The 13,879-nt window shown below is 69.6% G+C and carries 15 protein-coding genes; 5 read left to right on the top strand and 10 right to left on the bottom strand.

Annotation, left to right across the window (positions count from 1 at the left end; translation table 11 throughout):
* Positions 1-25 precede the first annotated feature (25 nt).
* Positions 26-1,144, top strand: a complete 1,119-nt coding sequence (gene ald / locus Pth03_RS18495) for an alanine dehydrogenase (protein ID WP_203945644.1) — start codon at positions 26-28, stop codon at positions 1,142-1,144.
* A 63-nt stretch (positions 1,145-1,207) separates the two neighbouring features.
* On the opposite strand, the gene Pth03_RS18490 is transcribed toward ald, so the two are convergent.
* Positions 1,208-1,906 (bottom strand): thioredoxin-like domain-containing protein, encoded by a 699-nt coding sequence (locus Pth03_RS18490; RefSeq protein WP_203945542.1) that lies wholly within the window; start codon positions 1,904-1,906, stop codon positions 1,208-1,210.
* A gap of 110 nt (positions 1,907-2,016) precedes the next feature.
* Between Pth03_RS18490 and Pth03_RS18485 the strand changes: the two genes are divergently transcribed.
* Positions 2,017-2,694, top strand: a complete 678-nt coding sequence (locus Pth03_RS18485; protein ID WP_203945541.1) for a DUF305 domain-containing protein — start codon at positions 2,017-2,019, stop codon at positions 2,692-2,694.
* A gap of 617 nt (positions 2,695-3,311) precedes the next feature.
* Here Pth03_RS18485 and Pth03_RS18480 read toward each other — a convergent pair.
* The 3 genes from Pth03_RS18480 to Pth03_RS18470 are packed head-to-tail and all read right to left on the bottom strand — an operon-like array spanning position 3,312 to position 7,187.
* The gene (locus tag Pth03_RS18480) at positions 3,312-4,385 is read right to left on the bottom strand and encodes a threonine aldolase family protein (protein ID WP_203945540.1); all 1,074 of its coding nucleotides are present in this window, start codon (positions 4,383-4,385) and stop codon (positions 3,312-3,314) included.
* A gap of 29 nt (positions 4,386-4,414) precedes the next feature.
* Positions 4,415-5,068: an SDR family NAD(P)-dependent oxidoreductase gene (locus Pth03_RS18475; RefSeq protein WP_203945539.1), complete on the bottom strand. Its 654-nt coding sequence runs from the start codon at positions 5,066-5,068 to the stop codon at positions 4,415-4,417.
* A 31-nt stretch (positions 5,069-5,099) separates the two neighbouring features.
* Positions 5,100-7,187, bottom strand: coding sequence for a DUF6421 family protein (locus tag Pth03_RS18470; protein WP_203945538.1), 2,088 nt, complete (start codon positions 7,185-7,187; stop codon positions 5,100-5,102).
* A 174-nt stretch (positions 7,188-7,361) separates the two neighbouring features.
* On the opposite strand from Pth03_RS18470, the gene Pth03_RS18465 reads away from it, so the two are divergent.
* Positions 7,362-8,075 carry a hypothetical protein gene (locus Pth03_RS18465; RefSeq protein WP_203945537.1) on the top strand — a complete coding sequence of 238 codons (714 nt, stop codon included), beginning with the start codon at positions 7,362-7,364 and terminating at the stop codon, positions 8,073-8,075.
* Here the strand turns inward: Pth03_RS18465 and Pth03_RS18460 are convergent.
* From Pth03_RS18460 to Pth03_RS18450, 3 genes are all read right to left on the bottom strand, one after another.
* A complete protein-coding gene (locus tag Pth03_RS18460) occupies positions 8,015-8,725 on the bottom strand; it encodes a response regulator (protein WP_203945536.1) in 711 nt (236 codons plus the stop codon). The genes Pth03_RS18465 and Pth03_RS18460 overlap by 61 nt on opposite strands.
* Positions 8,722-9,924: a sensor histidine kinase gene (locus Pth03_RS18455; protein WP_203945535.1), complete on the bottom strand. Its 1,203-nt coding sequence runs from the start codon at positions 9,922-9,924 to the stop codon at positions 8,722-8,724. Before Pth03_RS18455 ends, Pth03_RS18460 begins: the two co-directional genes overlap by 4 nt.
* Positions 9,925-10,018: 94 nt before the next feature.
* The gene (locus Pth03_RS18450; RefSeq protein WP_203945534.1) at positions 10,019-10,888 is read right to left on the bottom strand and encodes a Gfo/Idh/MocA family protein; all 870 of its coding nucleotides are present in this window, start codon (positions 10,886-10,888) and stop codon (positions 10,019-10,021) included.
* A gap of 165 nt (positions 10,889-11,053) precedes the next feature.
* Between Pth03_RS18450 and Pth03_RS18445 the strand changes: the two genes are divergently transcribed.
* Complete coding sequence (locus Pth03_RS18445) at positions 11,054-11,644, top strand: histidine phosphatase family protein (protein WP_203945533.1); 591 nt, start codon at positions 11,054-11,056, stop codon at positions 11,642-11,644.
* A gap of 28 nt (positions 11,645-11,672) precedes the next feature.
* Here the strand turns inward: Pth03_RS18445 and Pth03_RS18440 are convergent, their stop codons facing one another.
* The 3 genes from Pth03_RS18440 to Pth03_RS18430 form a co-directional block, all read right to left on the bottom strand.
* A complete protein-coding gene (locus tag Pth03_RS18440; RefSeq protein WP_203945532.1) occupies positions 11,673-11,945 on the bottom strand; it encodes a hypothetical protein in 273 nt (90 codons plus the stop codon).
* Between the two features lie 109 nt (positions 11,946-12,054).
* Positions 12,055-12,288: a DUF397 domain-containing protein gene (locus Pth03_RS18435; protein ID WP_203945531.1), complete on the bottom strand. Its 234-nt coding sequence runs from the start codon at positions 12,286-12,288 to the stop codon at positions 12,055-12,057.
* A complete protein-coding gene (locus Pth03_RS18430) occupies positions 12,289-13,155 on the bottom strand; it encodes a Sco1979 family transcriptional regulator (protein WP_505873253.1) in 867 nt (288 codons plus the stop codon).
* A gap of 154 nt (positions 13,156-13,309) precedes the next feature.
* Here Pth03_RS18430 and Pth03_RS18425 point away from each other — a divergent pair, with 154 nt between their 5' ends.
* Positions 13,310-13,819: an ATP-binding protein gene (locus Pth03_RS18425; protein ID WP_239119144.1), complete on the top strand. Its 510-nt coding sequence runs from the start codon at positions 13,310-13,312 to the stop codon at positions 13,817-13,819.
* The last annotated feature ends 60 nt before the right edge of the window (positions 13,820-13,879 follow it).

The following is a 13,879-nucleotide window of genomic DNA, read 5'->3' as shown; positions in this document are numbered from 1 at the left end:
GATCGGCCGCAACAAGAGTGAAGGCATGAAAGTCGGAGTTCCCCGCGAGATCAAGACCCACGAGTACCGGGTGGCGATCACTCCCGCGGGCGTGCACGAGTTCGTGCGGCGCGGCCACCAGGTGCTCATCGAGCGGGACGCCGGCACCGGATCCTCCGTACCCGACGACGACTACGCCGCCGCAGGGGCCGTCGTCGTCGACTCGGCGGACGCCGTGTGGTCCGGTAGCGACCTCGTCCTGAAGGTCAAGGAGCCGGTGCCCGCCGAATACCACCGCATGCGCAAGGGCCAGGTTCTGTTCACCTACCTGCACCTGGCCGCCTCTGAGTCGTGCACCAGGGCAATGCTGGACTCGGGTGTCACGGGCATCGCCTACGAGACCGTCCAGACGGCCGGCGGCGCGCTGCCGCTGCTCGCGCCCATGTCGGAGGTGGCGGGCCGGCTGGCCCCCCAGGTGGGCGCCTACCACCTGATGCGGCAGGGCGGCGGCCGGGGAGTGCTCATGGGCGGCGTGCCCGGCGTCTACCCCGCCAAGGTGGTCGTCATCGGCGCCGGCGTGTCCGGCATGAACGCCGCGGCCATCGCCGCCGGGATGCAGGCCCAGGTGCTGCTGCTCGACCTCAACGTCGACAGGCTCCGCCAGGCCGACATGATCTACCAGGGGAAGGTCGGAACCGTCGCGTCCAACGCGTACGAGATCGAACGGGCGGTCACGGACGCCGACCTGGTGATCGGAGCGGTGCTCGTCCCCGGGGCGAAGGCGCCCACGCTGGTGAGCAACACGCTGGTGTCCCGGATGAAGAAGGGCTCGGTGCTCGTCGACATCTCGATCGACCAGGGCGGCTGCTTCGAGGACTCGCGGCCCACCACGCACGCCGACCCGGTCTACCGGGTGCACGACTCGGTGTTCTACTGCGTCGCCAACATGCCGGGCGCGGTGCCCCACACCTCGACGTACGCGCTGACCAACGTGACCCTGCCCTACGCCCTGGCCATCGCCGACCTGGGCTGGCGGGAGGCGCTCGCGGCCGACCCGGCGCTCGCGCTGGGGCTCAACACCCATGAGGGCCACCTCACCAACCAGCCCGTGGCCGAGGCGCACGGGCTGGAGGCGGTTCCGGTCGCTCAGGTCCTGTTCCCCTGAGTGTTCTCCTGGGGCTTCCTTATGCCCGAGCCTCCGTACGGCTCGGCCGTACGGAGGAGAGGGTCAGGAGGCCGCCGGCGACGGGGTCGGGTCCATAGCCGGCGTGCCGGCGCTGGGGCTGGCCGCCGGCGTGGGCTCCGGGGGCAGCGGCTGGTCGGCCGTCGTGCTCACGCCCTGGTCGCAGGCAGCGCCGAGCTCGGGCGTGTAGGTCGGGTTCTGCTTGTAGGTCTTGATGAACTGGGCCAGGCGCGGGTCCTCCGCACTGCTCAGGTCGAGCTGGTGGTTCCAGGAGCTGACGACCACCTTCGCCGGCAGGCCCGGGTACGGGCTGAGCAGCATGTAGTCGGCCGAGGCCAGGGTCTTCAGGTGGTCGACGTCGGCGGCCGGCAGGCCGGCCTGGTAGGTGATCCAGACCGCACCGTGCTCCAGCGAGTGGACGCCGTGCTCGTTGTGGATGGGCTTGTCGTAGATCCCGCAGTTCTGCCAGTAGTAGTTGTGCTGGCCACCGACGGGCGGGTTCTCCTTGTAGTCGACCTTGCCCCAGGTGTGCTCCGAGCCCTTGTAGTCGAACGTCTTCACCGCGTCCAGCGACTTGGCCGAACGGTCCTTGAAGACGTAGAACCCGACGAGGCCGACGAGTACGACGACGACCAGGCCTCCGACGCCCCACATGAGCAGAGCCGCACGCCGCTCCTTGCTCCTCTGCTCGGCGCGCATGCGCTCGATGTGCTCACGCCTCGCCTGCGCCTTGCCCTTCGCCATCAAGCCTCCAACTGCCGGTCACGGACATCCCCGCTGCGGTATGGAGAATAGTGGGTGGAGATGCACCTTTGGCTCAGTGATTTGCGGGAAAGCGAGTAGCCTGTGGGGCGATGACCACCGAGACGAGTGTCATGCTCGAAACCCCGCCACAATCCAAGAGCCGTCTCCCCCTCGTCGGGATCGTCGCGCTCCTCGTCGCCGCCGTCCTTGTGGTGGTGTTCGCGACCAGGTCGGGGACGCCGAGTGACACCTCGCCCGAGGCGGGCTTCGCCAGAGACATGGCGGTCCACCACTCCCAGGCGGTCGAGATGGCCTTCACCATCCGGGACAAGACGTCCGACGGGCCGTTGCGGACGTTGTCGTACGACATCATCACGACCCAGACCGCCCAGCGGGGAATGTTCATGGGCTGGCTCCAGGAGTGGGGCCTCGACCAGGCGTCGAGCCAGCCGCCGATGACGTGGATGGCCGGGCACGGGCACGGCGGGGCGACCCCGGGCGTGACGCCGGGAGCCATGCCCGGCATGGCCTCGGAGGCCGACCTGAACCGGCTGCGGGCGGCACAGGGCAAGGACGCCGAGGTCCTCTTCCTCCAGCTCATGATCAGGCATCACGAGGGCGGCGTGGAGATGGCTCAGGCCCTGCTCAAGCTCTCCGACCGGCCGGACGTTCGGTCCCTGGCCCAGCACATCGTCGACAGCCAGACGGCGGAGATCAAGCTGATGAAGGATCTCCTGACCCAACGCGGAGCCCAGCCCCTCCCCTCGATCCTCCCCACCTCCCCATGACCCCCACGCGGCCGTGATCCCCAGCTTGTTGGTGATCCCCGCGTGGTTGTGAATCCCCAGCTTGTTGGTGATCCGGCGTGGTTGTGGAACCCCACCTGGTTGTGATCATGCAGAAGTTCGCGGTCATGTGGCTTGAACACGCTCATCTTGACCCGTGATCATGCAGAAGTTCGCACATCCGCCCGTGACCTGGCACTTCTCGTGTAGTGATCATGCAGAAGTTCGGCGCCGCGTGGCCTGAGCTGGGCAGACACGATTCGTGATCATGCAGTAGCTCTGACTCTGCAGGCCTGTCCTGCGAAAACACATTTCGTGATCATGCACGTGACAGGCCAGTGCATGATCAGGAAATGCAAATCTGCAGGTCAGGGGGCTTCCGGGCGAACTTCCGCATGATCACGATCCGGGAAGCCCCTGGCCACCCCGCATGCCCGCGAACTTCTGCATGATCACGCCCAGGGTTTGGGGCGGCCAGCACGTACGCGGGCGAACTTCTGCATGATCACGCCCAACGGGGTGGCGCGTGATCACGGCCAGGGGTCCTGCGTGACCCAGGGGCCCTGCGTGACCCAGGGGTGCTGCGTGATCATGCCCACGGGTTGCGGGTGGGGAGTGGATCAGGGGTGGAGTTCTTGGCGGAGGGCGGCGATGAAGGCGTCGACGTCGGCTTCGGTGGTGTCGAAGGCGCACATCCAGCGGACCTCGACCTCTCCCCCGCCGATCTGGCTGTTCCAGTCGTAGAACCTGAACCGCTTGCGCAGGCGCTCGGCCACGTCGACGGGCAGGACGGCGAAGACCGCGTTGGCCTCGACCTCCCGCGCCAGCCGCACGCCCTGGAGCTCTCGCACGCCGTCCGCGAGCCTCCTGGCCATGCCGTTGGCCTGTCGGGCGTTGCGCAGCCACAGGTCGCCGCCCAGCAGCGCCTCGAACTGCACCGACACGAAGCGCATCTTCGAGGCGAGCTGCATGCCGGTCTTGCGAAGGTACGGCAGGCCGCGCACGGCCGACGGGTTCAGCACCACGACGGCCTCGCCCAGCAGCAGGCCGATCTTGGTGCCGCCGAAGGACAGCACGTCGACCCCGGCGTCCGTGGTCAGGGCGCGCAGGGGCACGTCGAGGGCCGCGGCCGCGTTGGTGAGGCGCGAGCCGTCCATGTGGACGAGCAGGCCGAGCTCGTGGGCGTGGTCGCAGACGGCGGCGATCTCGGCGGGGGTGTAGAGCGTGCCGAGCTCGGTGGCGTTGGAGATGGAGACCACCCGGGGCTGGGCCCGGTGCACGTCGCCGATTCCCGAGGCGTACCAGTCGATCAGTTCGGGCGTCAGCTTGCCGCCGGGGGCCGGCACAGGGAGCAGCTTGAGCCCGCCCGTCATCTCGGGGGCGCCGCCCTCGTCGGTGTTGATGTGGGCGGTTTCGGGGCAGATCACCGCCTCCCAGGGGGCGCACATGGAACGCAGCGAGATCACGTTCGCGGCGGTGCCGTTGAACACCGGCCACGCCTCGGCCTGCTCGCCGAAATGCCGCTGGAAGACGCCCTGCACCGCCTCGGTGTACACGTCGTCGCCATAGGCGACCTGGTGTCCACCGTTGGCCAGCGCGATGGCCTCGAGGACCTCGGGGTGCACTCCCGCGTAGTTGTCGCTGGCGAACGTCTTGATCTCCGGCTCATGCCGCCGGACGGCATCGGTTGTCACGAAATTTCCTTAGCTGGTGGTGAAAAGGATCAGGCGGTGAGGTCGATCCGCTGCCCGTTGACCGCGGCGGCGTCCTGGTCCCACAACCCGGCGACGGCGCGTGCCAGGTCGTCCACGTCGGTGAAAGCCGCGTAGTTCTTGCCCGGGTTCGCCGCCCTCATCCCATCGTGCACCAGTGCGGTGATCACGAGGATCGCCGCCGCCGACGCCGAGCCCTTCAGCGCGTCGGCGAGCGACAACGTCCACGCCTCGGCGGCCGCCTTGGCCGCCGCGTAAGCCGCGTTCGTCTGCGTCGGCTTCTGGGCGGCCTTGGCCGACACGATGACGAACCGGCCGTTCTCGCTGGCGCGCAGCAGCGGCTCGAAGGCGAGGGAGACGTTCTGCAGGGTCCGGATCAGCAGGCCGTGGAGCTGGTCCCAGTCGTCCAGGGAGGTCTCCGCGAAGCTCTTGGACCCGCGCCAGCCGCCGACCAGGTGGACGACGCCGTCCACCCGCCCGTGCTCGGCCTCGACGCGCTTGGCCAGGTCGCGTACGGCTGCCGCGTCCTGGAGGTCCACGGCCAGGGCGCCGTCGCGTCCCGACCTGCTGACGGCGACGACGGTGTCCCCCAGCTCGGTGAACCTCCGGACCACGGCCTGCCCCGAGGGGCTTCCCGCGCCCGCGACCACGATGACCCTGCTCAACGATGCCCCGCCTTTCGATCGGGCCCGGGCGTCACGCCCTGATGCCTCGCGTGGATTCGACCACGTCGGTGAGCTTACGGCGCAGCGCCTCGTAGAACATGCTCAGGGGGAACTCGTCGGGCAGCACGGCGTCCACCATCGCCTTCTGCTCCTGCGGCAGCGCCTGCACCCCCTGGTGCCAGACCGAGGCCGGATGGGGCTCCACATAGGTGGAGACGAGCCGGTGGGCGGCCAGCCAGTGGGCCAGCTTCGACCTGTCGATGCCGTCGCGGTAGAGCGTCTCGACCTCGCCGCGCAGGTCGGCGACGCCGTCCGCGACCCTGGCCCAGTCGATGGAAAGGCGGTTGTCGGTCCAGCGCACGATGCCGAGCCTGTGCAGGTAGGCGAACAGGAGCTGCCCGCCGAGGCCGTCGTAGTTGCGCACCCGCTCCCCCGTGATCGGGAAGCGGAACAACCGGTCGAACAAGATCGCATACTGCACGTAGCGCGCGTGGGGCACGCCGTCGATCTCGAGCTTGACCGCCTCGCCGAACGCCGTCAGGTCGCAGCGCAGCTCCTCCAGCGAATACAGCCAGTACGGCATGCGCTGCTTGATCATGAACGGGTCGAACGGCAGATCGCCGTGGCTGTGGGTCCTGTCGTGGATGAGGTCCCACATGACGTAGGTGTCCTGGGCGAGGTCCTGCGACGCGAGCAGCCGGGCGGCGTCCGGCGGCAGGGCGAGCTTGAGCGTGGCGGCGGCGGCCTCGCTGACCTTGCGGAACCGCGCGGCCTCCCGGTCGCAGAAGATGCCGCCCCAGGTGAACCTCGGGGGCGTCTGGCGCACGGCGACCGTCTCGGGGAACAGCACCGCCGAGTCGGTGTCGTAGCCGGAGGTGAAGTCCTCGAAGGCGATCGGCACGAACATCGGGTTGTCGTAGCCGCCCCGCTCCAGCTCGGCCAGCCAGTCCGGCCACACGACGCGGATCCAGACGGCCTCGACGTTGCGGTTGCGGTTGCCGTTCTGCGTGTACATCGGGAAGACGACCAGATGCTCCAGCCCGTCGACCCGTTGGGTGTCGGGGTGGAAGGCGTTCAGCGAGTCGAGGAAGTCGGGCACACCCAGCCCGGCGCCGGCCCATTTGCGAAAGTCGGCCACGACCGCCTGGAGGTAGTCGTGATCGTGCGGGAACCGGGGCGCGAGCCGTTCCACGCGGTCGGTGATCTCGGCGACGAGGGCCGCGGCCCGGTCGTGGTCGCCGGTGACCGACCCGTCCTTGGCCTGCAGCGGCCGGAGCTCCTCGACGGCCGCCTTGAGCGCCGCCCAGTCGTCTCCCAGCGCCTTCGCGGCCCCCGAGGCGCCGGAGGCCGTGTCGGGGACCCGGGCGGCCCATGTGACGAGGTTGGACCACAGCTGGGCGTGGTCGAAGTCGCCGATCGAGTCGTCGCCGAACAGGTCGGAGTCGGCGAACGCCACCACCCGGCCGCGGCCGTGCCGTACGGCCAGGGCGAGGGGACGGCCGGCGGGGTCGGCGGTCGCGGACGAGGCGAACAGCACGGTCGCACCCTCGGGGGCGGTCAACGTGCCCGCGCGGTAGAAGCAGGCCTGCCTGACCCCCGCCAGCAGGTCGTGGCGCAGGCCCTGCGCGTCCACGGGCTCGGCCGCGGGCACGCCGAGCACCCAGGTGGCGACCCGATTGTGGCAGTTCGCCGGGTCCTGGACGGTGGCGTGCTCGATGCCCACGCCGAAGCGGCCGAGCAGTTCGGCAAGGTTGCTGCCGTATTTGTCCTGCTCACACTCACCGAGCACGATGAGCCCGCCTCCGGCGGCGACGTACGCCTCGATCGCGTCGAGCTCCTCGGGCGTGAAGACGGGGCCGCCGAGGCCGGTCGTGCGTTCCCAGCGATCCTCCGACGGGTGCGCGATCACGAACACGTCGTGGCCGTCCAGCACCGAACCCGTCACCGGGCCCTCGGTGTGCGCGGCGACGGTCTGCCCGAGCCTGCGCAGGACGGCGGCGGCGGTCACATAACCGCTGTCGTCGGGATGCGCGGGGTTCATGGCCTCGGCGGCCTCGCGCCGGATGGTCCATGCCTCGTTGTGCGCTTCGTCGAACAGGACCGACGGGAATGCCCTCATGAAATATCTCCTGCTCTTTGAGCTATCTGCACGAAAATATACACAAAGTCAGCTAATCCGCCGATAAGTCACCCGCTCGGAGGAGGGCGAATCCCCCGCGCAGCGGACGCCGCGGGCCCCGCCGCGCGCCTACCGTCCCCGGCTGTCAGGAACGCCTTTCCGAGGGGATCTCCGATGTTCAACCTGTCCGATGCCGGGGCCTTCCGGCGGTCGGCGATCGGCGTGACGCTGATCGTCTCCCCGCTCCTCCAGCTCACCGCCACGCTCGTCGATCCCGGCACCTGGGGCGAGGACGACCGCGAGGTGGCGACCTTCGCGGTGAACCCCGCCATGGCCCAGCTGCAGTCCGCCCTCTACCACTGGAGCTGGGTCCTGCTCCCGATCGCCGCGCTCGGCCTGCTCCACCTGACCCGCGCGAAGGGCGTGGTGCTCGGGCACGTGGGCGGCGTGCTCACCGCGCTCGGGTTCATCAACCTGTCGGCGCTGCTGCTGGGCGATCCGGTCGAGTGGTGGTTCGGCCGGCACTACCCCGCCGACCAGGCCGAGAAGCTCTTCAACGAGGTCTTCGGCCTGCCCGGCGTCGTCCTGTCGTTCCAGATGCCGTGGGTCTTCCTCGGCCCGATCGGCCTGGTCGTGTTGCTGGCCGCGCTGACCCGCGCGGGGTTCGTGCGCTGGTGGGTCCCCGTGGCGGGCGCCCTGGTGTGGATCCTGCCCAACGTCACGGCGTACGGCCCGATCAGTCTGCTCTGGAGCGGCGGCAACCTGGTCGTGCTCGGCTACCTCGGCGTGCGGCTGCTCCGCATGAGCGGCGCGGAATGGGCCGCCGGCTACCGGGCCGGTGACCCGGGGGTGACCACGCCGGACTCGTACGCGAAGACGACGGCCTGAGTGCGATCACGCAGCCCCAGCTTCATGAGCACGCGGGCGACGTGGGTCTTGACCGTGGCCTCGCCGACGAAGAGTCTCCCGGCGATCTCGGCGTTGGTGAGACCGCGGGCGAGCATCCGCAGCACCTCGGTCTCCCGCGGGGTCAGCTCCGCCAGCCGGGGAGGCGTGACCGGCTCGTGCCGCCGGGCGAACGCCGCGATCACCCGGGTGGTGACCGCGGGGTCGAGCAGGCCGTCGCCCGACGCGACCGCCTTGATCGCCTTGATGAGCTGCTCGGGGGGCGACACCTTCAGCAGGAACCCGCTGGTGCCGGCCTTCAGCGCCGCGTAGAGGTTCTCGTCGGTGTCGAACGTCGTCAGCATGATGATCTTCGGCGGGTGCGGGGCGCCGAGCAGCCTCCTGGCCGCGGCCAGGCCGTCCAGGCGGGGCATGGAGATGTCCATCAGCACGACGTCGGGCCTGAGCCGGCGGGCGAGCTCCACCGCCTCCGCGCCGTCGGCCGCCTCCCCGACGACCTCCAGGCCCGGCTCTCTCTCGACGACCATGCGCAGCCCCGCCCTCACCATCACCTGGTCGTCGGCGAGGACGACCCGGATCACCGCCCGCTCACCGTCCTCGTACGGCGCGGCCGTCCCAGCATGGACGGTCATCCCGCCACCTCGCTCATGGAGACCCCGCGGGCGAGCGGCAGCCGCGCCTGCACCCGGAATCCGCCCCCCGGCAGCGGACCGGCGTCGAGGCTGCCGCCGAACAGCTCCGCCCGCTCCCGCATGCCGATCAGCCCGTTGCCCGTGGACAGCTCACAGGCCGCGCCCCGGCCGTCGTCGGCGACCTCCAGCTCCAGCGCGTCCCCCTGGTAGGCGATGCGGATGCGCACCTCGGCCGGGCCCGCGTGCTTGACCGCGTTGGTGAGCGCCTCCTGCACGATCCGGTAGGCGGACAGGTCCAGCCCCGGCGCCAGCCGTACGGGCTCGCCTTCGACGGCCAGGCTCAGCCGCGGGCCCGACGCGCCGACGGTGGAGATGAGGTTGCCCACCATGTCGAGCCCCGGCTGGGGCAGCGCCTCGTCCTGGGGCATCCTGAGGGCGCCCAGCATGACCCGCAGCTCGTCGACGGCGTCGCGGCCGGCCTGCTCGATGCCCGCCAGCACCTCCGCCACGTGGCCCCCGCTGTGACCTTCGCTCTGATCATTTCGGCGGCTGAGGGAGCGCCGCAGGACGCCCGCCTGCATGACCATCACGCTGACGCTGTGGGCGACCACGTCGTGCAGCTCCCTGGCGATGCGGGCGCGCTCGGCCGCGACGGCCTCGGCGGCCCTGCGCTCGCGCTCGACCTCCAGGAGCGCGGCCCGCTCGGCCATCCGGTGCACCCGGACGAGGTAGCCGCGCAGGGAGATCCCGGTCACGTAGGCCAGACCGAAGCTCACCGTGAGGAAGATGACCTCGTCCAGCGGCAGGACACGATGGTCTACTGCCCCGGAGTCGAAGATCAGGATGCCGGTGAGCGCCCACGCCGCCCCCGGCTTGGCCGGCAGGTGCGAGCCGACGGTGTGGAAGACGATGCACAACGCGGCGAACTGCCAGACCTGGCAGCCCTCGTTGCCCTGCCGGTGCCAGGCGTACTGCGCGAGGATCATGAGGATGAAGACGGCGACGGGGTGCTTCCTGCGATACCAGAGCAGCACGCCGGTGACGAGCGCCTGCCCGATCCACCAGATCTCCGGGTCGTCGGCGGCGCCGTAGGCGGGGGCGACGGTCAGCGCCTCCACCGTGCCGATCACGATGATCGCGGCGCCGATCAGGAGGTCGGCCCGGGGAATCGAGGCGAAATGCCGGATGAGGGGGCGCATGACCGGCACATTAGTGCGTTCCAAGCACCATGCCCATGGCCCTGCGGGCCGCCTCAATCCAACCGCAAACCGATTGCAAACGCCGGAGGACGGCTCAGCCGAGCTGGCTCTCGGCCTCCGTGATGATCTCCTGGATGCGCAGGCCGTGGCGGGCATCAAGGGGGTGCCCTCCGCCCCGCCTGACCGTGCCGGCGAACTCGCGGGCCACGGCGGCGAACACGCCGTCTCCGAGGGTGTTCCCGAGCAGGGACGCGCTCCCTTGCGTGCCGTAGACCTCGACGCGGGACGGCGGCAGCTCACCCCGGCCCGCCATGGACAGCGAGACCTCGCTGACCACACCGTCCACGTGCTCGAGCAGCATGCCGACCCATCGGAGCGGGTCGCCGTGCGCCCGTACGGACACGACCGGGCCGAGCGCGGCGTCCAGCAGGTCGATCATGTGGGGGCCGATGTCGAGCACCGCGCCGCGCTCAAGCCGCCACGGCGTCGCGAACGGCCCGCCCTGCAGAGCACCCGAGATGTCGGCCGCCCGTCCGCCGAAGGGCTTCAGCGCCCGTGCCTCGTCGAGGAACGCCGTGGTCGCCGGCGAATAGCGGAAGGTGAAGACCATCTGGGACGCCACCCCGGTCTCGCCGATCACCTCGGCCAGGCGCCTGGCCGCATCCAGGTCGGCCGCCAAGGGCTTTTCCAGCAGCAGTGCCTTGCCCGCTCGCGCGGCCTTCTCCGCGAGCACGGCCTGCACCGCCGGCGGGACGCAGAACGCGACGGCCTCGCAGGCGTCGAACAGCTCTTCCAGCCGTTCGTACGACGGCACCCGGTGCGCGGCCGCGAGCTCGTCGGCCGCCTGGGGCCTGCGCGCCCAGATGCCGGCGAGCCGGGTGTGCGGCCCACCCGCCAGTGCGGGCGCGTGCACCATCTCCGCCCACGGTCCCGCGCCGACCAAACCCACTGAAACCGGTTCCATAGCGACCTCCGCGGCGACCTTACTGCAGGCCACCGCGCATCAAGTCAACGGGCCACCCCGTCCGCCGTTCTCGACGCCTCTGAGCAGCAGCCCTCTGAGGACGTGACGGCCGCCACTCCTGCCGCCCGCGGCGAGCAAAATCCGTACGGGCATGATTGTCCTGCTATGGAAATCTTTCTATTGAGACACGGCGAGACCGAATGGAGCAGGGCGGGGCGGCACACGGGCCGCACCGACCTGCCGTTGACCGAGCGAGGCGAGGACCAGGCGCGCGCACTGGCGCGGGTGATCAAAGGTCGCGAGTTCGCGCTCGCCCTGGTGAGCCCGGCCCAGCGCGCCCGGCGTACGGCGGAGCTCGCCGGAGTCACCTCCTACGAGGTGGACCCCGACCTGTGGGAATGGGACTACGGCGGCTACGAGGGGATCACGACCCCGAAGATCCGCGAGAGCCGTCCCGGCTGGTACCTGTGGCGGGACGGGATCGTCCCGGGCGACGCCGATCATCCGGGTGAGACGGTGGAGCAGGTCGGTGAGCGGGCCGACCGCGTCATCGAGCGGATCAAGGAGGCCCCGGGCGACGTGCTGCTCGTGGCGCACGGCCACTTCCTGCGGGTGTTGTCCGCCCGCTGGCTGCAGCTCCCCGCGGTAGAGGGGCGGCATCTGCGGCTCGACACGGGGACGTATTCGATCCTGGGATACGAACACGAAGAGCCCGTCCTGCTCCGATGGAACGCCCCGGTGGAGGGCCCGGCCTGAGACGACCTGAGGCCGGGAGACCCGAGCGTCAGACTGCGGCGATCGGCTGGGGCTGCGGGCCTCGGCCGGTCAGCCATTCCAGCACCTTGTTGTGACCGCGCCTGGCGTCCTCGAAATGACCCCACCGCCAGCACCTGGGCTGGTCGCGGACCCCGGTGACCCATGTCCGGTACGCCACGGTCCGCGCCTGCCCGTCCTCAGGGGCGGTGGAGGCGACGCCGTACGTGCGAATCACGACACGGCCGCCGGGGGCGAACAACACGTCGTCGGCCACCGGGTAAAGGGTCATCTGGTCCAACATGACGGGTCCCCCTTGAATCTTCAACGTTCTCAGGGTTCCAATCTGCCGGATCCTTGTTACGGCGCCCGGCCTCGACTGTTACGCGCGTGCGCGCGATGTAAACACGGGGTTAAACCAGCAGGCCGTCGAACTCGCCGTCCTTGACGCCGAGCACGAGGGCGCGGATCTCGTCGCGCGTGTAGATGAGAGCCGGCCCTTCGGGGAAGCGGGAGTTCCGTACGGCGACGCTGCCGTCGGGAAGCTCGGCCAGCTCCACGCAGTTGCCGGTCGAGTTGCTGTGGGCGCTCTTCCGCCAGGTGACCCCGGTCAGGTCGCTCGCTGGCATCCCGTTATATGTCTGCATTCATGTCTCTCTGAGAAATTCGCCGAGAATCTCGGCGGTACCCCCGGGCGTGGTGCTCTCCACGCACAACTGCTCCATAGCCGTGAGATACGGGTCGATGTCCTCGCGCTTGTCCAGATAGAGGGCGCCCCACAACTGCTCGACGTAGACGACGTCGGACAGGTCGGACTCCGGGAAGCGGAGGATGGTGAACGCCCCGCCTTCGGCCGCGTGCATCCCGAAACGGAAGGGCATCACCTGCAGGGTGATGTTGGGCAGCGTGGCGACCTCCAGCAGATGCTGGAGCTGCTCCCGCATGATCCCCCCTCCGCCGATGGGCCGCTTCAGCGCCGCCTCGTCCACGACCGCCCAGAGCCGGGGGCCGTCGGGGCGCGTCAGCCGCTCCTGTCGCTGCATGCGCAGATGCACGCGCTGTTCGATCTCTCCGTCCGGAGCGTCGGGGTATCCCAACTGGATCACCGAACGCGCGTACGCCGCCGTCTGCAGCAGGCCGGGCACGAACTGCACCTCGTAGGTGCGGATCACGCTGGCGGCCTCCTCCAGCCCGACGTAGGTGATGAACCAGTTCGGCAGGACCTCGCCGTACTTGTGCCACCACCCTGGAGTGTTGGCCTCGCGCACCATTTCGAGCAGGCCTCGCCGTTCCGCGTCGTCGACGACGCCGTACAGCGTGAGCAGGTCTTCGACGTCGCGCGTCTTGAACCCGACCCGGCCGAGCTCCATCCGGCTGATCTTGGACTCTGAAGCCCGGATGTGGAACCCCGCGACGTCGCGGGTGAGTCCCTGCGCCTCGCGCAACCGGCGAAGGCTGGCACCGAGCATGATTCGCCGAACGGTGGAACCGGATCCCGGCGGATCTATCGACACGTGCTATTCCTCCGCTTTGTGGACTGGTTCACAGTCTGTCAAAGATCGCCCCCTTCGTCCCAGGATTGTTTCCGGTAACCGTAGCGGTTGCAACAGGCGCGTGCACGTGCATTCGCTCTTGCACATGCACAGGAGTGTCCACCATCATGATCTCGTGCAGTCCACGAACGCGACTCGTGGCCGAAACCAGTGGTCGGCGCTCGACTGGTGGCCGCCGATCGGCTGGTGGCCCGAGCCCGCACGCGATCTCCTCGATCCCGGTGCGACCACAGCAAGCGCCACCTTCGTTCTCCCTCCCAGGGCCGAATCCGTGCACTCGGCGCGGAGCTTCGCCTCCGGGACGCTCTCCGGTTGGAACATGAGCCGGCTGGACGACAGCATGGAGCTCGTCGTCTCCGAACTGGTCACCAACGCCCTGCGGCACGGCCTGGTCCTCAGCCCCGCCCGCGACAGGGAGGTCATCCGGTTGTCTCTGATCCGCAGGGGCATGCTGGTGACCTGCGCGATCACCGACCCGGGGGTCGCGGCGCCGGTGATGCGGGACCCGGCGCCGTTCGAGGTGGGCGGTCTCGGGCTGCACATCGTCGAGTCGCTGAGCGCACGATGGGGCTGGTGTCCACTCGTCCCGCAGGGCAAGGCGGTCTGGGCCGTCCTGTCCGGCTGACCCCTTCCGGCCTTCTCGTCCCACGCGACGCGCGACGGCGAAATTCAGCACCTGTCCTGA

This window comes from Planotetraspora thailandica (assembly GCF_016863335.1).
Taxonomy (GTDB): domain Bacteria; phylum Actinomycetota; class Actinomycetes; order Streptosporangiales; family Streptosporangiaceae; genus Planotetraspora; species Planotetraspora thailandica.
Note: the sequence above shows the minus strand (reverse complement) of the source record. Positions and strands in the feature narration are given on the sequence as shown.